Source organism: Pseudomonas khorasanensis (assembly GCF_014268505.2).
GTDB lineage: Bacteria > Pseudomonadota > Gammaproteobacteria > Pseudomonadales > Pseudomonadaceae > Aquipseudomonas > Aquipseudomonas khorasanensis.
In genome coordinates, this window is sequence record NZ_JABWQP020000003.1 from 171,534 (window position 1) to 195,485 (window position 23,952).

Genomic DNA, 23,952 nt, shown 5'->3' on the forward strand with positions numbered 1-23,952 from the left:
GGTCGACTCAACCCTGGGGAGGGGCATCGCACCGCAGTCATCAACGAAATGAAAGGCAGACCTATGCAGCGGCTGTATCGGAAACGCATCGTTCTGGGCGTCGGCGGCGGCATCGCGGCCTACAAGAGCGCCGATCTGGTTCGCCGCCTGATCGACCAGGGTGCCGAAGTGCGCGTGGTCATGACCCATGGCGGCGCCGAGTTCATCACCCCGCTGACCATGCAGGCCCTGTCGGGCCACCCGGTTCATCTGGATTTGCTCGACCCCGCCGCCGAAGCCGCGATGGGCCACATCGAGCTGGCAAAATGGGCCGATCTGGTGCTGATCGCCCCGGCCACCGCCGACCTGATCGCCCGTCTTGCGCAAGGTATCGCCAACGATTTGCTGACCACGCTGGTGCTGGCAACCGACGCCGTCGTTGCCGTCGCGCCAGCGATGAACCAAGCGATGTGGCGTGACCCGGCCACCCAGGCCAACCTGCAAGTCCTTGAAAGCCGTGGCCTGAAGACCTTCGGCCCGGCCTCGGGCAGCCAGGCCTGCGGCGACGTCGGCATGGGCCGCATGATGGAAGCCACAGATCTGGCGCTGCTCGCCGCCGACTGTTTCCAGCGTCAGGCGCTGACCGGCAAGCACGTCGTGATTACAGCCGGCCCGACTCAGGAAAACATCGACCCGGTACGCTACATCACCAACCACAGTTCGGGGAAAATGGGCTTTGCTCTCGCCGAAGCCGCTGTGGAAGCCGGCGCCCGCGTCACCCTGATCAGCGGCCCGGTGCACTTGCCGACCCCCGACCGCGTTACGCGCATCGACGTGGTCAGCGCCCGCGACATGCTTGCCGCCTGTGAGTCGGCGATCCCGTGCGACGTGTTCATCGCCTCCGCTGCGGTGGCGGACTACCGTCCGGAAGTGGTTGCCCCGCATAAACTCAAGAAAGACCCTACGAGCGGTGACGGCTTCGTCCTGCAAATGGTGCGCAACCCGGACATCCTGGCCACCATCGCCACTCGCCCTGACCGTCCGTTCAGTGTCGGTTTCGCCGCCGAAACCGAACACCTGCTCGACTACGCTGCACGCAAGCTCAAGGACAAGAATCTCGATCTGATCGTCGCCAACGACGTCGCCAATCCGAGCATCGGGTTCAACAGTGAAGAGAACGCATGCAGCGTGATTGACCGTGAGCTGCACGCCACGGTTTTCGCCCAGACCAGCAAGAGCAAAATCGCTCGCCAACTGGTCACTTTTATCGCCGAACGTCTGAACCAGGTTTAATTTACATGCACGCTTTGCAAGCCAAGATCCTCGACCCACGCATCGGTACCGAATTTCCGCTGCCGCAATACGCCACCCCGGGCTCCGCCGGCCTCGATCTGCGCGCCATGCTGGAGCAGGACATCGTGATCAAGCCGGGTGAAACCGTGCTGATCCCGACCGGTCTGTCGGTCTACATCGGCAACCCGAACCTCGCCGCATTAATCCTGCCGCGCTCGGGCATGGGCCATAAACACGGCATCGTCCTGGGCAATCTGGTCGGCCTGATCGACTCCGACTACCAGGGCCCGCTGATGGTGTCGTGCTGGAACCGCGGCCAGAGCGACTTCACCATGACCGTCGGCGAACGTCTGGCTCAACTGGTGCTCGTGCCGGTGGTTCAGGCGCATTTCGAAATGGTTGAAGAGTTCGTCGAAACCGAACGTGGCACCGGCGGTTTCGGGCATACCGGCACCAAGTAACTGTTAAAAAACCAATGTGGCGAGTGAGCTTGCTCCCGCTGGGCCGCGCAGCAGACCCAACATCCTGTGGGCGCTGCGCACCCAAGCGGGAGCAAGCTCCCTCGCCACAAAAATGCGCAGCAAGAGAGTCAGGTTCCAACGCTCGGTCAATGTTTTGCTGACCCAAAGCCACGCCAGCCGAGGCGTCATGGCCCTTTCATACCACGAACTCTCTGCGGAAAACGCCGTCATACCCTTCAGTTTGAGCCTGCCGACACCTGATTCGTCGGTCTGTCCCGCCACTTTCGAAATGGAGCATTTCCGTAGATGAGCACCCCAGCCAATATTGCCCCGAAGCTGCCTGACAGCATTTTCCGCGCCTACGACATTCGTGGCACCGTGCCGGAATTCCTGAACGCAGAAACCGCTTACTGGATCGGCCGCGCCATCGGCTCGCAAAGCCTGGCCCAGGGCGAACCCAACGTGTCGGTCGGTCGCGACGGCCGCCTGTCTGGCCCGGAGCTGGTTGCAGAGCTCATTCGCGGCATCGCCGAAAGCGGTTGCCATGTCAGCGATGTTGGCCTCGTGCCGACGCCGGCGCTGTATTACGCCGCCAACGTCCTGGCCGGCAAGTCCGGGGTGATGCTCACCGGCAGCCACAACCCGTCGAACTACAACGGCTTCAAGATCGTGATCGCTGGCGATACCCTCGCCAACGAACAGATTCAGGTGCTGCATGAGCGCATCAAAAACAACGACCTGAGCACTGGCCAGGGCAGCGTCACCCAGGTCGAAATCCTCGACCGTTACAACACAGAGATCGTCCAGGACATCAAACTGGCCCGCCGTCTGAAAGTCGTGGTCGACTGCGGTAACGGCGCGGCCGGTGTGATCGCCCCGCAACTGATCGAAGCGCTGAACTGCGAAGTCATCCCGCTGTTTTGCGAAGTCGACGGCAACTTCCCGAACCATCACCCGGATCCGGGCAAGCCGGAAAACCTTGTAGACCTGATCGCCAAGGTCAAGGAAACCAATGCTGATCTCGGTTTGGCGTTCGACGGCGACGGCGACCGCGTTGGCGTGGTGACCAACACCGGCAGCATCGTTTACCCCGATCGGCTGTTGATGCTGTTCGCTCGCGATGTCGTCGCGCGTAACCCGGATGCCGAGATCATCTTTGACGTTAAATGCACCCGTCGCCTGGTGCCGCTGATCAAGGAATACGGCGGTCGGCCGCTAATGTGGAAGACCGGTCACTCGTTGATCAAAAAGAAAATGAAACAATCCGGTGCGCTGTTGGCCGGCGAAATGAGCGGGCACATCTTCTTCAAGGAACGCTGGTTCGGTTTCGACGACGGCATCTACAGCGCCGCTCGGTTGCTGGAGATCCTCAGCAAGGAAAAATCCACCGCGGAAGAGCTGTTCGCCACCTTCCCGAACGATATTTCCACACCAGAAATCAATATCCATGTGACCGAAGAGAGCAAATTCAGCATCATTGATGCACTGCACGATGCTCAGTGGGGCGATGGCGCCGACCTGACCACCATCGACGGCGTGCGGGTTGATTACGCCAAAGGCTGGGGCCTGGTGCGCGCGTCCAACACCACACCGGTGCTGGTGCTGCGCTTCGAGGCCGATGACGAGGCTGAATTGCAGCGCATCAAGGATGTGTTCCACGCCCAACTGAAACGCGTTGCACCTGATCTCCAATTACCGTTCTGATCCACCCGGAGCCCTGAATGACCCTCGAACGCGAAGCCGCCGCCAATACTGCCAAGGTCCTGTCCGAAGCGCTGCCTTACATCCGACGCTATGTCGGCAAGACCCTGGTGATCAAATACGGCGGCAACGCGATGGAAAGCGAGGAGCTGAAGACCGGCTTCGCCCGCGACATCGTGCTGATGAAAGCCGTGGGCATCAACCCGGTGGTCGTGCATGGCGGCGGCCCTCAGATCGGTGACCTGCTCAAGCGCCTGTCGATCGAAAGCCATTTCGTCGACGGCATGCGCGTCACCGACGCAGCGACCATGGACGTGGTGGAAATGGTTCTTGGCGGCCAGGTCAACAAGAGCATCGTCAACCTGATCAACCGCCATGGCGGCAGCGCCATCGGCCTGACCGGTAAAGATGCCGGGCTGATTCGCGCCAGGAAGCTCACCGTTTCCCGCCAGACCCCGGAGATGACCCAGCCGGAAATCATCGACATCGGCCACGTCGGCGAAGTGGTCGGCATCAACACCGAACTGCTGAACCTGCTGGTCAAAGGTAACTTCATCCCGGTCATCGCGCCGATCGGCGTGGGTGAAAACGGCGAATCGTACAACATCAACGCCGACCTGGTGGCTGGCAAGGTTGCCGAAGCGCTGAAAGCCGAAAAGCTGATGCTGCTGACCAACATCGCTGGCCTGATGGACAAGTCGGGCACCGTGCTGACCGGCCTGAGCACACAGCAGGTCGACGACCTGATCGCCGACGGCACGATCTACGGCGGCATGTTGCCCAAGATCCGCTGTGCGCTGGAAGCGGTTCAGGGCGGTGTCGGTAGCTCGTTGATCATTGACGGTCGTGTGCCGAATGCGATTCTGCTGGAAATCTTCACGGACACAGGTGTGGGCACGCTGATCAGCAATCGCAAGCGTCCCTGATCGCCGAAGACAAAAGATCGCGGCCTGCGGCAGCTCTTGCATAGGGAATTTCATAGGTAAGAAATTCCTGTCGGAACTGACGAAGTCTGCGATCTTTTTTATGCGCGAAAGAAATGTCTGGCGTAAGACAGCGAAACGTCCGACATCCGCTCAGAACAAATCTCCCTAGGATCTTCCTCTCATCCAGCGGAGATCCATCCCATGCAAAAAAACTACGTTCCTTACGGCAGCGATATTGCCTCAGGCAGCTACGCCTGCGTGGACTGCGGCCGAGCGTATTCCGGACAGTCGAAAAAATCGATGCCGCCCTGCCCTGATTTCACCGAAGCATCTCACCCGCTGAAGGGCTGGAAAGTGCTGAGCGGCCAAGGGGACGCGCCTCAGGATCCTTACCCGGAAAAAAAGGAAAAACCCGCCGCCAGCGCGAATTAATTCGGAGCGATTGAGCCATGCAGATCACGTTCACGATCGACGCCGACGCTTTCGAGCAGGAACAAAAGGAACCGGTCAAAAAGACCCTGCGCATAGGCGACGCTGAAATCGCTCACGCGCTGCAGCGCATCGCCAAGGCCAGCCTGACCGAATACCTGAAAATGCTGGTCGAAGGCGGCATGCCCAGCCGGGCTGATGAGGCCAAGCAGGATCGCCTGCTGTATCTGATTCAAAGCTATTTCGGGCAAACGCTGCCGACGGAATCGCAGATCTCGACAATCTTTCAACTGACCCAGAGCCAAAGCAAAACCCTGCTGAAAAACACCGTTTCGCGCTTTCGCAATCAACTGGACGACATCCTGCAGCACAGCATGCGGGCAGTCATCGAAACCGCCGAACATGCGCAAACCGTTTTTCTGGTGGTGATCAGCTCGGACGTTATTCGTGATGAGCTGAACATGCTGATCACGCAAAACGAGCCGACCTTCAAACCCATCACCAAACGCAAGGGCAGCGCCGGTCAGTTTGAAATCAGCGAGGATTCCCATGCGTTGCTCTGCGCAACCCTGGGGCTCAATGCCGTTCAGTGACATCGTCGCGGTCAGTGGCTTGCTGCTGACCCTGACTACCTTCATGTTCAATCTGGCGTGGTCAGCACTCAATGAGGCACTGGCTCAAGATGAATATCAAAAGGGCTCGCAGAGTCGAAAGCGCAGTCGAGACAAGGTTCTGGGTGCTTTTTACTGGCGTGCGTTGCCGCTGACGTGCGCTTTCACAGCGTTGTTTTACGTCAACCTACCCGCCGCCGTACGCATCGTTCGTAGCAGCACGCTGGATCTGTGGGACTTTGATATAGATCGTACGCTGTACGTCATGGTGGTGATGGCGTTGCTGGCGTTTGCGCTGGTCAATGGCGCATTAGCGCTGAGACTGCTGAGGAAATGGCACAAACTGCGTTAGCCCCTGTAGGAGCTGCCGAAGGCTGCGATCTTTTGATTTTGTTTTTTAAGATCAAAAGATCGCAGCCTTCGGCAGCTCCTGCAGGTTTGTATCACACGCCAAATTGGGCGCGATACGCTTCCACGGCTGGCAAATGTTGCTTGAGCTGCGGATCGTCGGCGAGGAATTCCAGCACCTGATTCAGCGAAACGATGCTGATCACCGGGATACCGAAGTCACGCTCCACTTCCTGAATCGCCGACAACTCGCCGTTGCCACGTTCCTGACGGTTCAAGGCAATCAACACACCGGCGGCCTTGGCGCCGTCCTGGGAGGCGATGATCTGCATCACTTCACGAATCGCGGTGCCGGCGGTAATCACGTCGTCGATGATCAGCACATCACCGGTCAGCGGCGCGCCGACCAGGCTGCCGCCTTCGCCGTGGGTCTTGGCTTCCTTGCGGTTGAAGCACCACGGCAGATCCCGGTCGTGATGCTCGGCCAGCGCAACGGCCGTGGTTGCTGCCAGCGGAATGCCTTTGTATGCCGGGCCAAACAGAACGTCGAAAGCAATGCCGCTTTCAGCGATGGCGGCAGCATAGAAACGCCCCAATTGCGCCAGGGCCGAACCCGAGTTGAACAGGCCGGCGTTGAAGAAGTAGGGACTGGTGCGCCCGGACTTCAGGGTGAACTCACCGAAGCGCAAAACGCCGCGATCGATGGCAAAACGAATGAAATCGCGCTGATACGCTTGCATGAAAAAAACCCCAAATACCACGGATTTAGCTAATTAGCTTGACGCCGTGTATCATACACGCACGCGATTTTTGGGGCCATTTATGCGGATCATCAGTGTGAACGTCAATGGTATTCAGGCTGCAGTCGAGCGCGGTTTGCTCAGTTGGCTGCAAGCCCAGAATGCCGACGTCATCTGCCTGCAGGACACCCGTGCCTCCGCCTTTGAACTGGATGACCCAGCCTTCCAACTGGATGGCTACTTCCTTTATGCCTGCGATGCTGAAGTCCCTGCCCAAGGTGGCGTGGCTTTGTATTCGCGGCTGCAACCGAAGGCTGTCATCAGCGGTCTCGGTTTCGAGACGGCCGACCGCTACGGGCGCTACCTGCAAGCAGATTTCGACAAAGTCAGTATTGCCACCTTGCTGTTTCCCTCCGGGATGAACGGCGATGAGGACTTGAACCAGAAGTTCAAGCTCATGGACGATTTCGGCAAGTACCTGGACAAACAGCGACGCAAACGTCGCGAGTACATTTATTGTGGCTCGCTGTACGTTGCGCAGCAGAAGCTCGACATCAAGAACTGGCGCGACAGCCAGCAATCTCCAGGCTTCCTGGCGCCGGAACGCGCCTGGATGGACGAGATTGTCGGCAACATGGGCTACGTCGATGCGTTGCGCGAAGTCAGCCGTGAGGGCGATCAGTACAGCTGGTGGCCGGATAATGAACAGGCCGAGATGCTCAATCTGGGCTGGCGTTTCGACTACCAGATCCTGACTCCCGGCCTGCGTCGCTCGGTGCGTAGCGCGCGCCTGCCGCGCCAGCCACGTTTCTCGCAGCATGCGCCGCTGATCGTTGACTACGACTGGACGCTGACCATTTAAGCGTCCGTACCGTAGATGCAAAAAAACCGACAGCGATGTCGGTTTTTTTGTGGGCGATAGTCAGCTTGAGCGTTATTTGATCAATCGCCAGGTGAATGGATAACGATACGGAAAACCTTCGTTAGCCTTCACCCCGGCAATGATCGTCAACACCAGCGCTGCGATCGCCAGCAGGCCGAACAGGAAGAACCCGATAATCAGCAGCATGAGCAGGAAGCAGATCATCGAGGCAATCGCGACAGTGATCTGAAAATTCAGCGCCTCCTTGCCCTGTGCATCGATGAACGGGTCTTTCTCGCGCTTCATCTGCCACAGAATCAACGGCCCGATCAGATTGCCGAACGGAATCCAGATCCCCAGCAGGGCGGACAAGTGACAAAACATCGCCCATTGACGAACCTCCTGGCTCGGCTTGGGCAGCAACGCTTGCTCATCGCTCATCACGTCCTCCTTGCGGTTACGAACCTGCTCAGTCGGCCAGTGCAGCCTTTTGCAGTTCGAAGATTTCGTTCATGCCCTGCTTGGCCAGTTCCAGCATGGCGTTGAGCTCGTCAGGCTGGAATGGCGCGCCTTCGGCGGTGCCCTGCACTTCGATGAAACCGCCGGTGCTGGTCATCACTACGTTCAGGTCGGTTTCAGCGGCGGAATCTTCAAGATAGTCCAGATCCAGCACCGGCTCGCCCTGATACATGCCCACCGATACCGCGCCGATCATCTGCTTGAGCGGGTCGCCGCCTTTGAGACCGCCGCGCTTCTTGATTACTTTCAGAGCATCGACCAGCGCAACCATGGCGCCAGTGATGGATGCCGTGCGGGTACCGCCATCGGCCTGGATCACGTCACAATCGACGTACAAAGTCACATCGCCCAGCTTGGACATGTCCAGCGCCGCGCGCAGGGAACGGCCGATCAGGCGCTGGATCTCCAACGTGCGACCGCCCTGCTTGCCACGGCTCGCTTCACGCTGGTTACGCTCGCCGGTGGCGCGCGGCAGCATGCCGTATTCAGCAGTCAACCAGCCCTGGCCCTGACCTTTGAGGAAGCGTGGCACGCCGTTTTCGACGCTGACCGTGCAGATGACTTTGGTATCACCGAATTCGACCAGTACGGATCCCTCGGCGTGTTTGGTGTAGTTGCGGGTGATGCGGATCGAGCGGAGCTGATCGGCAGCGCGACCACTTGGACGTTTCATAGGGATACCTGTACTGAGGACGGAAAACTGCCGAGCATTATAGAGCGCTGCACCGCCAGTGGGCACTGGTTAAAACCGTCGCCCGACGACCGAAGCCCCTCAAGCACGCATAACCGACGGGCTGCAGCGCTTTGTCACACCGTGTGTTTGGGCGCATTCGCCGCACTGCGCTACAATCCTGCGCCTTTGCTGCCAGTCGGCTTAAATTCATTCATATCGCGCCTGCGGAACGCACGTTTCGCGCCGATCTGCATTGCGAGGTCACCGCCATGGTGCACAGCATGACCGCCTTCGCCCGCGTCGAGAAAGCCGGCGCGCAGGGCACCCTGAGCTGGGAACTGCGCTCGGTCAACAGCCGCTATCTGGAGCCGCACCTGCGTTTGCCCGAATCGTTCCGCGACCTTGAAGGCGCCGTGCGCGAAGCGCTGCGTCAGGGGCTGTCGCGAGGCAAACTGGAGTGCACGCTGCGCTTCACCGAAGAGAGCACCGGCAAACCGCTGCAAGTCGACCGGGAACGCGCCGCACAACTGGTTGCCGCCGCTGAAACGGTTGCCGGCCTGATCAGCAATCCGGCCGCGCTGAACCCGCTGGAAGTGCTGGCCTGGCCTGGCGTACTGGTGGCCGACGCCACCGACCCGCAAGCACTGAACGCCGAAGCACTGGCGCTGTTCAATCAAGGCTTGAAAGAACTGAAAGCTGGCCGCGAGCGCGAAGGCGCGGAGCTGGCCCGATTGATCAATGACCGGCTGACCTCGATCGAAGGGGACGTCGTCACCCTGCGCGAACTGGTCCCGCAGATGCTCGCGACCCAGCGCCAGAAAGTCCTCGATCGCTTCGCCGACATGAAGGCAGAACTCGACCCGCAGCGCCTGGAACAGGAAATGGTCATGCTCGCGCAAAAAAGCGACGTGGCCGAAGAACTGGACCGTCTGAGCACCCACATCATTGAAGTTCGCCGAGTGCTCCAGTCCGGCGGTGCCGCCGGGCGACGCCTGGACTTCCTGATGCAGGAACTCAACCGCGAAGCCAATACACTGGGCTCCAAAGCCTTCGACCCGCGCAGCACCCAGGCCGCCGTCAACCTCAAAGTGTTGATCGAGCAGATGCGCGAACAAGTGCAGAATATTGAGTAAGGCTACCCCGACATGACCCAGCACACCGGCACCCTGTACATCATTTCCGCACCCTCGGGCGCGGGCAAGAGCAGTCTGGTCAAGGCTTTGACCGACGCCAACCCCGAGATCCGTGTTTCGGTCTCGCACACCACCCGCGCCATGCGTCCGGGCGAAGTGGACGGCGTGAACTACCACTTCGTGACGCGCGAAGAGTTCGTCAAGATGGGCGAGCACGGTGACTTCCTTGAACGCGCCGAAGTCTTCGGCAACTTCTACGGCACCTCGCAAAGCCGCCTGCAGCAAACCCTGGATGAAGGTCACGACCTGATTCTGGAAATCGACTGGCAAGGCGCCGAGCAAGTACGCAAGCTGATGCCTCAGGCACGCTCGATCTTCATCCTGCCGCCGTCGCTTCAGGCTTTGCACCAGCGCCTGACCAACCGTGGCCAGGACAGCGACGAGATCATCGACGGCCGGATGCGCGAAGCGGTGAGCGAGATGAGCCACTATGTCGACTACGACTATCTGATCATCAACGATGATTTTGCTCACGCGCTGGACGATCTGAAGGCGATTTTCCGCACCAATCAGCTGCAACAAAAGCGTCAGCAGGTACGTTTCGGCAAATTGCTGGCCGAACTTCTCGGTTAATCAGCACTTCCCAAAACCTCTGCAAGCGCTTTACATTGGTGCTTGCAGCGCGTTGAAGGGCTTGGTCAAAAAATCAGCGCTTCCCTAATCGCTGGTGATTTTTTAAACTGCTCAGTCCGCTCGCCCAACCGGGCAGCGCGCATATTGCATTCGCTCCGAGGAATACCATGGCCCGCGTAACCGTTGAAGACTGCCTAGAACACGTGGAAAACCGCTTTGAGCTGGTCATGCTCTCTACCAAGCGTGCCCGTCAACTGGCCACCGGCGGCAAAGAGCCACTGGTCCAGTGGGAAAATGACAAGCCGACCGTTGTCGCCCTGCGTGAAATCGCTGAAGGCCTGATGAGCTACGAGTTCATCGCCAACGCTGAAATCGTCGAAGACGAACCGCTGTTCGCAGCGTTCGAGGACGAGTCGAACGAGGCCGTCTAAGCCTATGCCTGGTCGACGTAGCACGGCGCGGGGTCACAGCAATCGGCAGGAATCATCATGCCGAGCATAGACGCCCTCGCCGATCGCTTATCGACCTACCTCGGCAACGACCAGGTCAACCTGGTCCGCCGAGCGTACTTCTACGCCGAACAAGCCCATGACGGTCAACGCCGTCGCAGCGGCGAGGCGTACGTCACGCATCCTCTTGCCGTGGCAAATATTCTTGCCGACATGCACATGGACCATCAGAGCCTGATGGCCGCGATGCTGCATGACGTGATCGAAGACACCGGGATTGCCAAAGAAGCGCTGCAGGCGCAGTTCGGTGAAACCGTGGCCGAACTGGTCGACGGGGTCAGCAAACTGACCCAGATGAACTTCGAGACCAAGGCCGAAGCCCAGGCTGAAAACTTCCAGAAAATGGCCATGGCCATGGCACGCGACATCCGCGTGATCCTGGTCAAGCTGGCCGACCGTTTGCACAACATGCGCACGCTGGAAGTGCTGTCAGGCGAAAAACGCCGGCGCATCGCCAAGGAAACCCTCGAAATCTATGCGCCCATCGCCAATCGCCTTGGCATGCATGCGATCCGCATCGAATTCGAAGACCTCGGCTTCAAGGCCATGCACCCGATGCGCTCTGCGCGCATCTACCAGGCCGTTAAACGCGCGCGGGGCAACCGCAAGGAAATCGTCAACAAGATCGAAGAGTCCCTTGGACACTGCCTCGCCATCGACGGCATCCAGGGCGAAGTCAGCGGTCGTCAGAAACACCTCTACGGCATCTACAAGAAAATGCGCGGCAAGCGTCGGGCCTTCAACGAGATCATGGACGTCTACGCGTTCCGGATCATCGTCGACAAGGTCGATACCTGCTACCGCGTGCTGGGCGCTGTACATAATTTGTACAAACCGTTGCCGGGGCGTTTCAAGGATTACATCGCCATTCCCAAGGCCAACGGCTATCAGTCGCTGCATACCACGCTGTTCGGCATGCACGGCGTACCGATCGAAATCCAGATCCGCACCCGCGAAATGGAAGAGATGGCCAACAACGGCATCGCCGCGCACTGGCTGTATAAATCCAGCGGTGACGAACAGCCGAAAGGCACGCATGCCCGTGCCCGCCAGTGGGTCAAAGGCGTGCTGGAAATGCAGCAACGTGCCGGCAACTCGCTGGAATTCATCGAAAGCGTGAAGATCGACCTGTTTCCGGACGAGGTTTACGTCTTCACGCCAAAGGGCCGGATCATGGAGCTGCCGAAAGGCTCCACGGCGGTCGACTTTGCCTACGCCGTACACACCGACGTCGGCAACAGCTGCATCGCCTGCCGGATCAATCGCCGCCTCGCACCGCTGTCCGAACCGCTGCAAAGCGGCTCCACGGTCGAGATTGTCAGCGCACCCGGTGCACGGCCGAATCCGGCATGGCTGAACTTCGTGGTGACCGGCAAGGCGCGCACGCACATTCGTCATGCGCTGAAGCTACAGCGCCGCTCCGAGTCCATCAGCCTCGGCGAACGCCTGCTGAACAAGGTCCTCAACGGTTTCGACAGTTCGCTGGAAAAAATTCCGGCCGAGCGCGTCAAGGCGATGCTCACCGAATACCGCCTCGAACTGATCGAAGACCTGCTCGAAGACATCGGCCTGGGCAATCGCATGGCCTACGTCGTGGCGCGTCGCCTGCTCGGCGAAGGCGAACAGTTGCCGAGCCCTGAAGGCCCGCTGGCGATCCGCGGCACCGAAGGTCTGGTGCTCAGTTACGCCAAATGCTGCACGCCGATCCCGGGCGACCCGATTGTCGGGCACCTGTCGGCGGGCAAAGGCATGGTCGTGCACCTGGACAACTGCCGCAACATCAGCGAAATCCGCCACAACCCGGAAAAGTGCATCCAGCTTTCGTGGGCAAAGGACGTTACCGGCGAATTCAACGTCGAGCTGCGCGTCGAACTGGAACACCAGCGCGGCCTGATCGCCCTGCTGGCCAGCAGCGTCAACGCAGCCGACGGCAATATCGAGAAAATCAGCATGGACGAACGCGATGGTCGCATCAGCGTCGTGCAACTGGTGGTCAGCGTCCACGACCGTGTGCACCTGGCCCGCGTGATCAAGAAGCTGCGCGCCCTGACCGGGGTGATCCGCATCACCCGCATGCGTGCTTAACCTGCCTATTACAAGGAGTCCTACATGACCAAAACCGTCATCACCAGCGACAAGGCCCCGGCCGCCATCGGCACTTATTCCCAGGCGATCAAGGCAGGCAACACTGTTTACATGTCGGGCCAGATTCCTCTGGACCCAAAAACCATGGAACTGGTCGAGGGCTTCGAAGCCCAGACCGTCCAGGTGTTCGAGAACCTCAAAGCCGTGGCTGAAGCCGCTGGCGGTTCGTTCAAGGACATCGTCAAACTGAACATCTTCCTCACCGACCTGAGCCACTTCGCCAAGGTCAACGAGATCATGGGCAAGTACTTCGACCAGCCCTACCCTGCCCGCGCCGCCATCGGCGTGGCTGCCCTGCCGAAGGGTGCGCAGGTTGAAATGGATGCCATTCTGGTCATCGAGTGATGCGCGCGGCGCGGCCTTCCAACGCCGCGCCGACTGCTGCAAGTAAAGGTTTTGAAAGGATTCCACCATGCGCAAAGCGCTAGCTCTCTCGCTGCTCGCCATTTTCCTCGGCGGCTGCGCCAGCGACCCTGCCGACCGTGACATCAGCGGCACCTGGATCAATCAGGTGGCGATCGATGCCGCCGCCAAGGGCGGCCCTCTGCGCGAAGCGCTGCAGGCTTACGGCCCGAATCTGGAATGGGACGTCAACACCAAGGCGGGTCAGGCTCGCTACACCAACGGCTTTGAGAACGTCGAAGGGCGGCTGCTGGGCGAGCAGTCCGGCGCCTGGAAAGTCGACTTCTATGGCAGCTCCGCAAGCGAGCTGAAGCGCGACGGCGAGCAACTGCAGCAGGCCGCCAGCGAAAACGAACCTGAGCAAGTTTTTGATCGCGCCCAAATTCCGGTCCCGGAAGGCGCGCCGATCGGTGCCAGCTTCGAGCGAGCACTGTACTCGGCATACCTGGGCGGCAACTGGACCATCGCCAGCGGCCAGGGTGAAGGCGGCACCGTGCAGTTCCAGGCTGACGGCCAAGTGACCGGCCTGCCGGGCGTTGATCGTTATGCCCTGTGTCTTGCGGGTGATTGCGCATCGATGAGCAATGGCAACGACAGCATGTGGCTGCAGCTCAATGGCCAAGGCAACAACTGGATCTTTGTGCGCAAGGGCAAAGAGCTGGAAATTCTGCAGGCAGTAAATGCCGCGCTGGCCGATGAGCAACCGCAATTTGCCGCGGGTGAGCGCAAGTGGTTGCTGGAGAAGCAGTGACCCGTTGAAAAGATCGCAGCCTTCGGCAGCCCCTACAGGAAAATGCATTCCAATGGAGCTGCCGAAGGCTGCGATCTTTTGCTTTTAGCGTCCCTCAAGGATCGCGGCGTAGCCTTCACGGTAGGTCGGATAGGTTGGCGTCCAGCCCAACGCTTTCGCCCGCGCATTGCTACACCGCTTGCTGCCGGTGCGGCGCACGCTGGCATCTTCTGCCCATTCGGTCACACCCAGGTATTCACGTAGCCAGCCCACCACTTCGGCCAGCGGTGCGGGTGAATCGTCGACACCGATGTAAAGCTGTTCAAGCTTCACACCTTCCCGATCCTTCTCCAGCAGGAACGCCAGCAAGCCCGCCGCATCATCCGCGTGGATACGATTGCCGTACAGCGGCGGATCGACCGCCACGCGATAACCGCGACGCACCTGCGTCAGCAGCCATTCACGACCCGGGCCGTAAATACCGGTCAGGCGCAGCACGCTTGCCGGGATGCCGCCGTTGAGTGCGACCTGCTCGGCTTCAAGCATCAAGCGCCCCGAGTAACCGGCGGCGACAGTCTCGGAGGTCTCATCGACCCACGCCCCGTCCTGCTGGCCATACACACTACTGCTGGACACGAAGATCAGTCGCTCGGGCACTTGCCCGTAATCGTCCAGCCAGCTCAGTACATTCTGCAAACCCTGGACATAAGCCTTGCGGTAGCCCTCTTCGTCGTGGTCGGTGGCCGCAGCGCAATACACCAGATAATCCACAGCGCCCACCGGCCAGGTCGCCGGGCATTCTTCGCTGAACAGGTCGCCGGCCACACCGATCACGCCCTCAGGCAAGCGCGAGACATTACGGCGCAAGCCATGGACTTCCCAGCCAGCGGCCAACAATTGTGTGGCCAGTCGACCGCCGACATCACCACAACCGGCAATCAAAACAGAAGGCGCGGACATCAGAAAACTCCCATCAGAAAGGCACAGACTAGCTCTGGCACAGGACGAACGGCTAGCGATCTCGAAAAAAAAGTTACTGTATTACTTTTGTTAACAAGAATTACTTGCAATAATGCACGCCACTTTTGTTCTCGGCCTCACGAGGCCTGGAAGAGCAACAACGTTTTTCTATCTCAGGTCCGGCCAGCATGACACCTAATCAAATTCCCGCTTCGCCAACCAAACGACCTCGCGCCTGGAGCGCTGTGGCGGCTCTGTTGCTCAGCCTGATGCTGGCACCCACTGCCGCGTTCGCCGACGCTCAAGCGCCAGCCACTCCGGCCGCCACCGAACAGAGCGCACCTGCTGCGGCTCCCGCTGCTCCAGCCGCCGCCGATCCGGTGCAGGCTGTCGATGCCGCCGACGCACCTGAAGTCCTTGAAGCCGACAACACCCTGGGCATGGCCCACGACCTGTCGCCATGGGGCATGTACCAGAACGCGGACATCATCGTGAAAATCGTGATGATCGGCCTGGCCATCGCTTCGATCATCACCTGGACCATCTGGATCGCCAAAGGCTTCGAGCTGATGGGTGCCAAGCGTCGTCTGCGTGGTGAAATCGCCGCATTGAAGAAAGCCACCACCCTTAAAGAAGCCAGCGCCACCGCAGGCAAGGAAGGCACTCTGGCCAACCTGCTGGTGCACGATGCACTTGAAGAAATGCGCCTGTCGGTCAACAGCCGCGAGAAAGAAGGCATCAAGGAACGCGTCAGCTTCCGCCTCGAGCGCCTCGTCGCTGCCTGCGGCCGCAACATGAGCAGCGGCACCGGCGTGCTCGCCACCATCGGTTCGACTGCGCCTTTCGTGGGTCTGTTCGGTACCGTGTGGGGCATCATGAACTCCTTCATCGGCATCGCCAAAACCCAGACCACCAACCTTGCCGTTGTGGCACCGGGTATTGCTGAAGCGCTGTTGGCCACTGCATTGGGTCTGGTTGCAGCGATCCCGGCGGTGGTGATCTACAACGTCTTCGCTCGCTCGATCGCCGGTTACAAGGCGCAGGTTTCCGATGCCTCGGCAGAAGTCCTGCTGCTGGTCAGCCGCGACCTCGACCACCAGCCTGAGCGCAGCTCGCAGCCGCACATGGTTAAAGTGGGGTAATCGGCCATGGGCCTGCATTTGAAAGAAGGCGCAGACGACGATCTGGCCGAGAACCACGAAATCAACGTCACGCCGTTCATCGACGTGATGCTGGTGCTGTTGATCATCTTCATGGTGGCCGCCCCGCTGGCCACTGTGGACATCAAAGTGGACCTGCCGGCGTCAACCGCCAAACCGGCGCCACGTCCAGAGAAACCGGTGTTCCTCAGCGTTAAAGCTGATCAGCGCCTGTTCCTCGGCGACGACGAAGTGAAAGCCGAAGCACTCGGCGCCACCCTCGACGCCAAGACCCAGGGCAAGAAAGACACCACCATCTTCTTCCAGGCCGATAAAGGCGTGGACTACGGCGACCTGATGAGCGTGATGGATAGCCTGCGCGCCGCCGGTTACCTGAAGGTCGGTCTGGTCGGACTTGAGACGGCAGTCAAGAAATGATCACGACGCGCCATAAGCTGACGCGTTACAGCGGTAGCCTGGCCGTGGTGCTGGGCGTGCACGCGCTGGCCATCGCGCTGGCGCTGAACTGGACCGCCCGCCCGCCCATCGAATTGCCCCCACAGGCAATGATGGTCGAGCTGGCTCCGTTGCCTGCCCCGCCACCGCCGGCTCCGCCGAAAGTCGTCACACCGCCGCAGCCACCGGCTCCGGTTGAAGAGTTGCCGATTCCGAAACTGGCCGAAGCACCGAAAGCGGAAATCGCGGTGCCTAAACCCAAGCCGAAGCCAAAGCCTAAACCGCCGAAGCCGGTCGAGAAGAAGCAGCCCGAGCCGCCGAAGGAAAAACCCTCCGAGGAGAAACCGGCCGACACCCAGCCGACCCAGGCACCGACGCAGAAATCCGCCGCACCTGCTCCAGGTCCGTCGCCAGCGCAATTGGCTGCCAAGGCCAGTTGGCAAGGCACTCTGCTTGCGCATTTGGCCAAATACAAAAAGTACCCGCAAAGTGCTCAGTCGCGGGGCAAGGAAGGCTTGAACCGCCTTCGCTTCGTGGTCGATGGCGAAGGTAATGTACTGTCGTTCGAACTGGTGGGCCGTTCCGGTAACGCCGATCTGGACCGGGCGACCCTGGAAATGATCCGCCGCGCCCAGCCACTGCCCAAGCCTCCGGCCGACATGCTGAACAACGGCTCGATCGAAATTGTTGCGCCGTTTGTTTATTCGCTCGAACGTCGCCGCTAAGAAGCACCGCAATACCCTGTGGGAGCGAGCTTGCTCGCGAAGGGGCCAGGTCAGTCAGAGCAGTTTCGTCGGACATACCGCATTCGCGAGCAAGCTCGCTCCCACAATAGATGTGTTAACCAATAGATCCAGCCAAAAGGCACCGAAAGGTGCCTTTTGCATATCTGCCAGCGGCAAACCGATCTCGACCGGTGTCGCACTCAGCACTCAGTCTGATAACGTGCGTCTATCGATTGCAGCCGGTATGCTTGGCGCGCATCTTCATGGACGCTTGCTATGACCCTCACAGAATTACGCTACATCGTTACTCTCGCCCAAGAACAGCATTTCGGTCACGCGGCCGAGCGTTGCCACGTCAGTCAGCCGACGCTGTCGGTGGGCGTGAAAAAACTTGAAGACGAACTCGGTGTGCTGATTTTCGAGCGCAGCAAAAGCGCCGTGCGCCTGACTCCGGTCGGCGAAGGCATCGTCGCCCAGGCGCAGAAAGTGCTTGAGCAGGCCCAGGGCATCCGCGAACTCGCCCAGGCTGGCAAGAATCAGCTGACCGCTCCGCTGAAAGTCGGCGCGATTTACACCGTTGGCCCGTATCTGTTCCCGCATTTGATTCCACAACTGCACCGGGTCGCCCCGCAGATGCCGTTGTACATCGAAGAAAACTTCACCCACGTACTGCGCGACAAACTGCGCAACGGCGAACTCGACGCGATCATCATTGCCCTGCCGTTCAACGAAGCCGACGTACTGACACTGCCGCTGTATGACGAGCCGTTCTACGTACTGATGCCGGCAACGCATCCGTGGACCCAGAAAGAAACCATCGACGCCGGCCTGCTCAACGACAAGAGCCTGCTGTTGCTCGGCGAAGGTCACTGCTTCCGCGATCAAGTCCTCGAAGCCTGCCCGACTTTGGCCAAAGGCAACGACGGCGCCAAGCACACCACGGTCGAATCCAGCTCGCTGGAAACTATCCGTCACATGGTCGCCTCCGGTCTGGGCATCTCGATCTTGCCGCTCTCGGCGGTCGACAGCCATCACTACGCCCCGGGCGTTATAGAAGTGCGTCCGCTGACGCCGCCGGTGCCGTTCCGCACCGTGGCCATTGCCTGGCGCGCCAGTTTTCCGCGGCCCAAAGCCATCGAGATTCTCGCCGACTCCATTCGCCTGTGCTCGGTGGCCAAGCCTGCCGCGCCGGTTGCAGCTGGTTAAACGAGCGTCATGACGGAGCTGTCGCAAGTGTCGGTGACGGCACTCAAGGGTGTCGGGGAAGCCATGGCCGAGAAACTGGCCAAGGTCGGCCTGGAAAACCTCCAGGACGTGCTGTTTCATCTGCCGCTGCGTTATCAGGATCGCACCCGCGTGGTGCCGATTGGCGCGTTGCGGCCGGGACAGGACGCCGTGGTCGAGGGCACCGTCAGCGGCGCCGACGTGGTCATGGGCCGCCGTCGCAGTCTGGTCGTGCGCTTGCAGGACGGCACCGGCGGACTCAGCCTGCGTTTCTACCATTTCAGCAACGCGCAAAAAGAAGGCCTCAAGCGTGGCACGCGGGTTCGTTGCTACGGCGAAGCCCGGCCCGGCGCGTCAGGCCTGGAAATCTACCACCCGGAATATCGCGCGATTACTGGCGACGAACCGCCGCCAGTGGATGAAACCCTGACCCCGGTCTATCCGCTTACCGAAGGCCTGACCCAACAACGTCTACGCCAGTTATGCATGCAGACGCTGACCCTGCTCAAGCCCTCGACCTTGCCCGACTGGCTGCCGACCGAGCTGGCCCGCGATTATCAACTGGCGCCGCTGGCCGATGCGATCCGCTATCTGCACAACCCGCCCGCCGACGCCGACGTTGACGAACTCGCCCTCGGACATCATTGGGCACAGCATCGCCTCGCTTTCGAAGAACTGCTCACGCATCAACTGTCGCAGCAGCGCCTGCGCGAGAGTATGCGTTCGCTGCGCGCGCCGGCGATGCCGAAAGCCACGAAGCTGCCGCCCAAATACCTGCAAAACCTCGGATTCAAGCCCACCGGCGCTCAGCAGCGAGTCGGCAACGAAATCGCCTACGACCTCAGCCAGCATGAACCGATGTTGCGGCTGATTCAGGGCGACGTCGGCGCGGGTAAAACCGTGGTCGCTGCCCTCGCGGCACTGCAAGCGCTGGAGGCCGGTTACCAGGTCGCGCTGATGGCGCCGACCGAGATCCTCGCTGAACAGCACTTCATCACCTTCAAGCGCTGGCTCGAACCGCTGGGCATCGAGGTCGCGTGGCTGGCCGGCAAGCTCAAGGGCAAAAACCGCGTCGCCGCCCTGGAACAGATCGCCAGCGGCACGCCAATGGTGGTCGGCACGCATGCGCTGTTTCAGGATGAAGTGCAATTCAAGAATCTCGCGCTGGTGATCATCGACGAACAACACCGCTTCGGCGTGCAGCAGCGTTTGGCGCTGCGGCAGAAAGGCGTCGGCGGGCGCATGTGCCCGCACCAACTGATCATGACCGCCACGCCGATTCCACGAACGCTGGCAATGAGCGCCTACGCCGACCTCGACACCTCGATCCTCGACGAACTGCCGCCCGGGCGAACGCCGGTCAACACCGTGCTGGTCACCGACACGCGCCGCGTCGAAGTCATCGAACGGGTGCGCGGTGCCTGCGCCGAGGGTCGCCAGGCCTATTGGGTATGCACGCTGATCGAAGAGTCCGAAGAGCTGACCTGCCAGGCCGCCGAAACCACGTTCGAAGACCTCACCGCTGCTCTCGGCGAATTGAAGGTCGGGCTGATTCACGGACGCATGAAACCTGTCGAGAAAGCCGCCGTGATGGCCGAATTCAAGGCCGGCAACCTGCAACTGCTGGTTGCCACGACGGTGATCGAAGTCGGCGTAGACGTGCCCAATGCCAGCCTGATGATCATCGAAAACCCCGAACGCCTGGGCCTCGCGCAACTGCACCAGTTGCGCGGTCGCGTTGGCCGGGGCAGCGCGGCGAGCCATTGCGTGCTGCTCTATCATCCCCCGCTGTCGCAGATCGGTCGCCAGCGCCTGGGGATCATGCGCGAGACCAATGACGGTTTCGTCATCGCCGAGAAAGACCTCGAACTGCGTGGCCCCGGGGAAATGCTCGGTACGCGCCAGACCGGCCTGCTGCAGTTCAAGGTCGCCGACCTGATGCGCGACGCCGATTTGTTGCCCGCCGTGCGCGACGCCGCGCAAGCCTTGCTCGAACGCTGGCCGACCCACGTTAGCCCGCTGCTCGACCGCTGGCTGCGCCATGGGCAGCAATACGGCCAAGTGTGAGCACGGTCGCAGTTTCTGACAGAACCTTCCCGGCAAGCTGGTTATACTCCTGCCATTGTTTCAAAAACGGATCCAGACCATGACCGAAGCTGCCCTCGTCCCCGAATCTCCGCAGGCTCCGTCTGTTATTCGGCTGCTGCTCAACAAGCTGGGCGTTGCCTACGAAGAAGTCATCGACCACCACGGCCTCAATCCTTCGCGCAAGGTGCAGGCTGTGTTGCTGGACGACGCTGTCGGTGCGCTGATGGTGCTGTTTCCCCAGAGCCAGTTGCTGGATCTCAATCGCCTCGCCGAACTGACCGGCCGTCGGCTGACCGCCGTCTCGACCGAGCGCCTGGAAAAGATGCTCGGCAAACACAGCCTGAGCCTGTTGCCAGGCCTGCCGGCGCTGACCAGCTCGCCGTGCCTGTACGAAGAAAGCCTGCTGCGCGAGCCGAAGCTGCTGATCAACTCCGGCGAACCGGGCGTGCTGCTGGAAATCTCCAGCGAACACTTCAAGTCCATGCTGACCAAGGCCAGCGCCGCCAACTTCGGCGAAGCCCTGAGCAGCATCCGCCCGAACCTCGACCGCCCGGACGATGACCGCGAGGAAATCACCCAGGCCGTGCAGGCGTTCACCGCGCGGCGTATTCAGCAGCGTCTGGAAGCAACGATCGAAATCCCACCGCTGGCCGAAACCGCCCAGAAAATCATCAAGCTGCGCGTTGATCCGAACGCCACCATCGACGACATCACCGGCGTGGTCGAAACAGACCCTGCGTTGGCCGCACAAGTGGTGAGCTGGGCAGCGTCGCCGTACTACGCCTCGCCGGGCAAGATTCGGTCGGTGGAAGACGCGATCGTCCGCGTGCTCGGCTTCGACCTGGTCATCAACCTGGCGCTGGGCCTGGCCCTCGGCAAGACCCTGAGCCTGCCGAAAGATCATCCGCAACACACCACGCCGTACTGGCAGCAGTCGATCTACACCGCCGCCGTCATCGAAGGCCTGACCCGCGCCATGCCGCGCGCCCAGCGTCCGGAAGCAGGCCTGACCTATCTGGCCGGTCTGCTGCACAACTTCGGTTACTTGCTGCTGGCGCATGTGTTCCCGCCGCACTTCTCGCTGATCTGCCGCCACCTGGAGGTCAACCCGCACCTGTGTCACAGCTACATCGAGCAACACCTGCTGGGCATCAGCCGCGAACAGATCGGCTCGTGGCTGATGCGCTACTGGGACATGCCGGACGAACTGGCAACCGCCCTGCGCTTTCAGCACGACCCAAGCTACGACGGCGCCTACGCTGAATACCCGAACCTCGTCTGCCTGGCCGTGCGCCTGTTGCGCAGTCGCGGGATTGGCTCCGGGCCGGATGAAGACATCCCTGACGCCCTGCTCGAACGCGTCGGCTTGAGTCGCGAAAAAGCCAACGACGTCGTCAGCAAAGTCCTCGAAGCCGAAGTCCTGCTGCGCGAACTGGCCTCGCAGTTCAGCCAGGGCTGAAACAAAACAGGCCCGCTCCCAAGGATTTACACGAATCCCCTGTGGGAGCGAGCCTGCTCGCGAAAAATCCAACCCAATCAACCTGACCACACCTGATCAAGCCTTGATTGATCGTTCCCACGCTCTGCGTGGGAATGCATCCCGTGACGCTCCGCGTCACCGCCCCACCGCAGTCTCAAGCCTTAGGCTTGGCCTTCCTCGGCTTCAGATACTTCATCAACCCCTGAAACCACATCACCAGCGCCGGGTTGCCCTTGAGCTGGATCGACTTGTCCTGAATCCCCTGCATAAACGCCAACTGCTTGTTCTTAGCTTGCATCGTCGCAAAGCCATAACCCGCATCTTTAAACGCAATCGCAAACGCCGGCTCCGCCACCACGCCGGATTTGCTGGTGATGCGCTGATCCTTCACTACAAAATGCCGCGCCACTTTCCCATCCAGCGTCTGCAGCTGAAACACCAGATCCTTGTCACCCAACTGCTGCTGGAACGCAGGATTTGTCCGGCTGGCCTTACCCATCAACAAACCCATCATCCACAGAAGAAAACGAAATTTCATGCGCACAGCCTCAAAAGGAAAATGAACGGCCGGGGCAGTGTAAGGGATTCGGACGATAACGCCAGTATCCAGCTCCGTTGGAAGAGGATGCAGACAAGTTCGCGCACGATGACTGCCGGGTCACAATTCTGCAAGCAACGTCCTACACCTGTTAAAACACATCCCGGTAGGAGCTGGCGAAGCCTGCGATCTTTTGATCTTCCGCCCCGCAAATCTATGGGAAATTTCCTGCGAACTGCGGGGTGGTACGTGAACTAGGCGAGCTGAAGCATCATCGATAGGCTTTCTGCGTCATCGCAAATTCGGTGACCGGATGTGCAAGTCCGAATTCGGGAGCAATTATTTCTTACTCCACGGGATTTACACCGATGACAAATTCGACAACCTGCACCGAGGCCACGTCCCCCTACGAATCCTTCGATTCGAGAAAGCTACACGAAGCCGCCGAACGCGCCCTCGATACCACTTCGGCAAATCCCACCACCCTACGGCCCCACGTCGCGGAGGCCTGTTTACCCTGAACCCGGACATCGACGCCGAAGCCCTTCTGGCCAACGCCTCGGAAGACCTGCTGTCCATCAGCACCATCGCTGCGGATCTCGCGGACAACGTCGATGGCTCACGCCGTTCGGTAGCCCTTGCCCTGAGCAGAATGGCGGACGGTGTGCGGCTGATGGTGGAAGGGACGCTCGACCAGATTGAAGTGCGAAGCGTGGCGGCCAAGTCGTAGCGAGATTTGCGGATGAAAAAAGGGGACGTTAAGTCCCCTTTCTGAATATTTCCAGCTTCACCACTGGCAACCTGTTTCAGGTTTCGAATCCACGTTGTAATCGTTTTCAAACGAATACTTCTTTGCGGATTTGTAATTCGTATACGACATCGCATCAAACCCGGCCACCCTGAGTGACCATCTGATACTCACCTGTCAGTGCGCCATCAACTACTTCAACCCAAGTTGTCGTGTACTGGTAGGGCCGGCCATACACAAGTTCTTCTTGTTCAGTACTGCGATGAACCAGCCCAATAGCCTTTTTTGACTTGCTGTATTTGACGCCAGCACCGCTCCATTTGGCGACAGAGTCGTAATAGGTTCTGAATTCAAAATTTATGGGTTTGCCTTCGTAGGAGCGGAAGCAAAAAACCTCGGTCGTGACCTCGCTATGAGCAGCCAGAGGAACGAAAACGAGCAACGCAGAAAATAATGCACACGAAAATTTCAAACCGAACATTCCTTTGCGGTTTCAGGGG

At 60.0% G+C, this 23,952-nt stretch carries 25 protein-coding genes and 2 pseudogenes; 21 read left to right on the forward strand and 6 right to left on the reverse strand.

Going from position 1 to position 23,952, the window contains the following annotated elements:
• The first annotated feature begins 63 nt into the window (after window positions 1–63).
• The 7 genes and pseudogenes from coaBC to HU727_RS10165 all read left to right on the forward strand — a co-directional run bounded on the left by coaBC (window position 64) and on the right by HU727_RS10165 (window position 5,752).
• Window positions 64–1,272, forward strand: a complete 1,209-nt coding sequence (gene coaBC / locus HU727_RS10135; protein WP_186531494.1) for a bifunctional phosphopantothenoylcysteine decarboxylase/phosphopantothenate--cysteine ligase CoaBC — start codon at window positions 64–66, stop codon at window positions 1,270–1,272.
• A 5-nt stretch (window positions 1,273–1,277) separates the two neighbouring features.
• On the forward strand, window positions 1,278–1,733 hold the full coding sequence (gene dut / locus HU727_RS10140) for a dUTP diphosphatase (RefSeq protein WP_186531007.1): 456 nt from the start codon (window positions 1,278–1,280) through the stop codon (window positions 1,731–1,733).
• A gap of 327 nt (window positions 1,734–2,060) precedes the next feature.
• Window positions 2,061–3,437: pseudogene (locus HU727_RS10145) on the forward strand (phosphomannomutase/phosphoglucomutase); the annotation flags it as partial.
• A gap of 17 nt (window positions 3,438–3,454) precedes the next feature.
• Window positions 3,455–4,360 (forward strand): acetylglutamate kinase, encoded by a 906-nt coding sequence (gene argB, locus HU727_RS10150; protein ID WP_186531011.1) that lies wholly within the window; start codon window positions 3,455–3,457, stop codon window positions 4,358–4,360.
• A 201-nt stretch (window positions 4,361–4,561) separates the two neighbouring features.
• Complete coding sequence (locus tag HU727_RS10155) at window positions 4,562–4,792, forward strand: hypothetical protein (RefSeq protein ID WP_186531013.1); 231 nt, start codon at window positions 4,562–4,564, stop codon at window positions 4,790–4,792.
• Between the two features lie 17 nt (window positions 4,793–4,809).
• Window positions 4,810–5,382 carry a hypothetical protein gene (locus HU727_RS10160; protein WP_186531015.1) on the forward strand — a complete coding sequence of 191 codons (573 nt, stop codon included), beginning with the start codon at window positions 4,810–4,812 and terminating at the stop codon, window positions 5,380–5,382.
• Window positions 5,369–5,752: a hypothetical protein gene (locus HU727_RS10165; RefSeq protein WP_186531017.1), complete on the forward strand. Its 384-nt coding sequence runs from the start codon at window positions 5,369–5,371 to the stop codon at window positions 5,750–5,752. The genes HU727_RS10160 and HU727_RS10165 overlap by 14 nt, the downstream gene beginning before the upstream one ends.
• Window positions 5,753–5,843: 91 nt before the next feature.
• Here the strand turns inward: HU727_RS10165 and pyrE are convergent, their stop codons facing one another.
• Window positions 5,844–6,488: an orotate phosphoribosyltransferase gene (gene pyrE, locus HU727_RS10170; RefSeq protein ID WP_186531019.1), complete on the reverse strand. Its 645-nt coding sequence runs from the start codon at window positions 6,486–6,488 to the stop codon at window positions 5,844–5,846.
• 82 nt (window positions 6,489–6,570) lie between these two features.
• Here pyrE and crc point away from each other — a divergent pair, with 82 nt between their 5' ends.
• Window positions 6,571–7,350 carry a catabolite repression control protein Crc gene (gene crc / locus HU727_RS10175; protein WP_016772543.1) on the forward strand — a complete coding sequence of 260 codons (780 nt, stop codon included), beginning with the start codon at window positions 6,571–6,573 and terminating at the stop codon, window positions 7,348–7,350.
• Window positions 7,351–7,422: 72 nt separating this feature from the next.
• Here crc and HU727_RS10180 read toward each other — a convergent pair whose 3' ends face one another.
• Window positions 7,423–7,791 carry a DUF4870 domain-containing protein gene (locus HU727_RS10180; protein ID WP_186531021.1) on the reverse strand — a complete coding sequence of 123 codons (369 nt, stop codon included), beginning with the start codon at window positions 7,789–7,791 and terminating at the stop codon, window positions 7,423–7,425.
• A 28-nt stretch (window positions 7,792–7,819) separates the two neighbouring features.
• Window positions 7,820–8,542, reverse strand: a complete 723-nt coding sequence (rph, locus tag HU727_RS10185; protein WP_024014799.1) for a ribonuclease PH — start codon at window positions 8,540–8,542, stop codon at window positions 7,820–7,822.
• A 269-nt stretch (window positions 8,543–8,811) separates the two neighbouring features.
• Between rph and HU727_RS10190 the strand changes: the two genes are divergently transcribed.
• The 6 genes from HU727_RS10190 (at window position 8,812) to HU727_RS10215 (ending at window position 14,115) form a co-directional block, all read left to right on the forward strand.
• Window positions 8,812–9,675: a YicC/YloC family endoribonuclease gene (locus tag HU727_RS10190; protein ID WP_186531023.1), complete on the forward strand. Its 864-nt coding sequence runs from the start codon at window positions 8,812–8,814 to the stop codon at window positions 9,673–9,675.
• Between the two features lie 12 nt (window positions 9,676–9,687).
• Window positions 9,688–10,308, forward strand: coding sequence for a guanylate kinase (gmk, locus tag HU727_RS10195; RefSeq protein ID WP_186531025.1), 621 nt, complete (start codon window positions 9,688–9,690; stop codon window positions 10,306–10,308).
• A gap of 167 nt (window positions 10,309–10,475) precedes the next feature.
• Window positions 10,476–10,739 (forward strand): DNA-directed RNA polymerase subunit omega, encoded by a 264-nt coding sequence (gene rpoZ / locus HU727_RS10200; RefSeq protein ID WP_003177259.1) that lies wholly within the window; start codon window positions 10,476–10,478, stop codon window positions 10,737–10,739.
• 57 nt (window positions 10,740–10,796) lie between these two features.
• On the forward strand, window positions 10,797–12,902 hold the full coding sequence (gene spoT, locus HU727_RS10205) for a bifunctional GTP diphosphokinase/guanosine-3',5'-bis pyrophosphate 3'-pyrophosphohydrolase (RefSeq protein WP_007920338.1): 2,106 nt from the start codon (window positions 10,797–10,799) through the stop codon (window positions 12,900–12,902).
• Window positions 12,903–12,926: 24 nt separating this feature from the next.
• On the forward strand, window positions 12,927–13,307 hold the full coding sequence (locus tag HU727_RS10210; RefSeq protein WP_014340863.1) for a RidA family protein: 381 nt from the start codon (window positions 12,927–12,929) through the stop codon (window positions 13,305–13,307).
• A gap of 67 nt (window positions 13,308–13,374) precedes the next feature.
• Window positions 13,375–14,115, forward strand: a complete 741-nt coding sequence (locus HU727_RS10215; protein WP_186531027.1) for a putative periplasmic lipoprotein — start codon at window positions 13,375–13,377, stop codon at window positions 14,113–14,115.
• An 84-nt stretch (window positions 14,116–14,199) separates the two neighbouring features.
• Here HU727_RS10215 and HU727_RS10220 read toward each other — a convergent pair whose 3' ends face one another.
• The gene (locus HU727_RS10220; RefSeq protein ID WP_186531029.1) at window positions 14,200–15,054 is read right to left on the reverse strand and encodes an SDR family oxidoreductase; all 855 of its coding nucleotides are present in this window, start codon (window positions 15,052–15,054) and stop codon (window positions 14,200–14,202) included.
• A 188-nt stretch (window positions 15,055–15,242) separates the two neighbouring features.
• Here HU727_RS10220 and exbB point away from each other — a divergent pair, with 188 nt between their 5' ends.
• The 6 genes from exbB (at window position 15,243) to HU727_RS10250 (ending at window position 22,145) form a co-directional block, all read left to right on the forward strand.
• Window positions 15,243–16,196 carry a tonB-system energizer ExbB gene (exbB, locus tag HU727_RS10225; protein ID WP_186531031.1) on the forward strand — a complete coding sequence of 318 codons (954 nt, stop codon included), beginning with the start codon at window positions 15,243–15,245 and terminating at the stop codon, window positions 16,194–16,196.
• Between the two features lie 6 nt (window positions 16,197–16,202).
• A complete protein-coding gene (gene exbD / locus HU727_RS10230) occupies window positions 16,203–16,631 on the forward strand; it encodes a TonB system transport protein ExbD (protein WP_186531033.1) in 429 nt (142 codons plus the stop codon).
• On the forward strand, window positions 16,628–17,374 hold the full coding sequence (locus HU727_RS10235; RefSeq protein WP_186531034.1) for an energy transducer TonB family protein: 747 nt from the start codon (window positions 16,628–16,630) through the stop codon (window positions 17,372–17,374). Before exbD ends, HU727_RS10235 begins: the two co-directional genes overlap by 4 nt.
• A 276-nt stretch (window positions 17,375–17,650) precedes the next feature.
• Window positions 17,651–18,580 (forward strand): hydrogen peroxide-inducible genes activator, encoded by a 930-nt coding sequence (locus HU727_RS10240; RefSeq protein WP_186531036.1) that lies wholly within the window; start codon window positions 17,651–17,653, stop codon window positions 18,578–18,580.
• A 9-nt stretch (window positions 18,581–18,589) separates the two neighbouring features.
• Window positions 18,590–20,665 carry an ATP-dependent DNA helicase RecG gene (recG, locus tag HU727_RS10245; protein ID WP_186531038.1) on the forward strand — a complete coding sequence of 692 codons (2,076 nt, stop codon included), beginning with the start codon at window positions 18,590–18,592 and terminating at the stop codon, window positions 20,663–20,665.
• A 79-nt stretch (window positions 20,666–20,744) separates the two neighbouring features.
• A complete protein-coding gene (locus HU727_RS10250; protein ID WP_186531040.1) occupies window positions 20,745–22,145 on the forward strand; it encodes an aminoacyl-tRNA deacylase and HDOD domain-containing protein in 1,401 nt (466 codons plus the stop codon).
• A gap of 175 nt (window positions 22,146–22,320) precedes the next feature.
• On the opposite strand, the gene HU727_RS10255 is transcribed toward HU727_RS10250, so the two are convergent.
• Window positions 22,321–22,704, reverse strand: coding sequence for a helicase (locus HU727_RS10255; protein WP_039757355.1), 384 nt, complete (start codon window positions 22,702–22,704; stop codon window positions 22,321–22,323).
• A 368-nt stretch (window positions 22,705–23,072) separates the two neighbouring features.
• Between HU727_RS10255 and HU727_RS10260 the strand changes: the two are divergent.
• Window positions 23,073–23,434 (forward strand): annotated as a pseudogene (locus tag HU727_RS10260) (DUF6124 family protein).
• A 154-nt stretch (window positions 23,435–23,588) separates the two neighbouring features.
• On the opposite strand, the gene HU727_RS10265 reads toward HU727_RS10260, so the two are convergent.
• On the reverse strand, window positions 23,589–23,924 hold the full coding sequence (locus HU727_RS10265) for a hypothetical protein (protein WP_367616994.1): 336 nt from the start codon (window positions 23,922–23,924) through the stop codon (window positions 23,589–23,591).
• Window positions 23,925–23,952 lie beyond the last annotated feature (28 nt).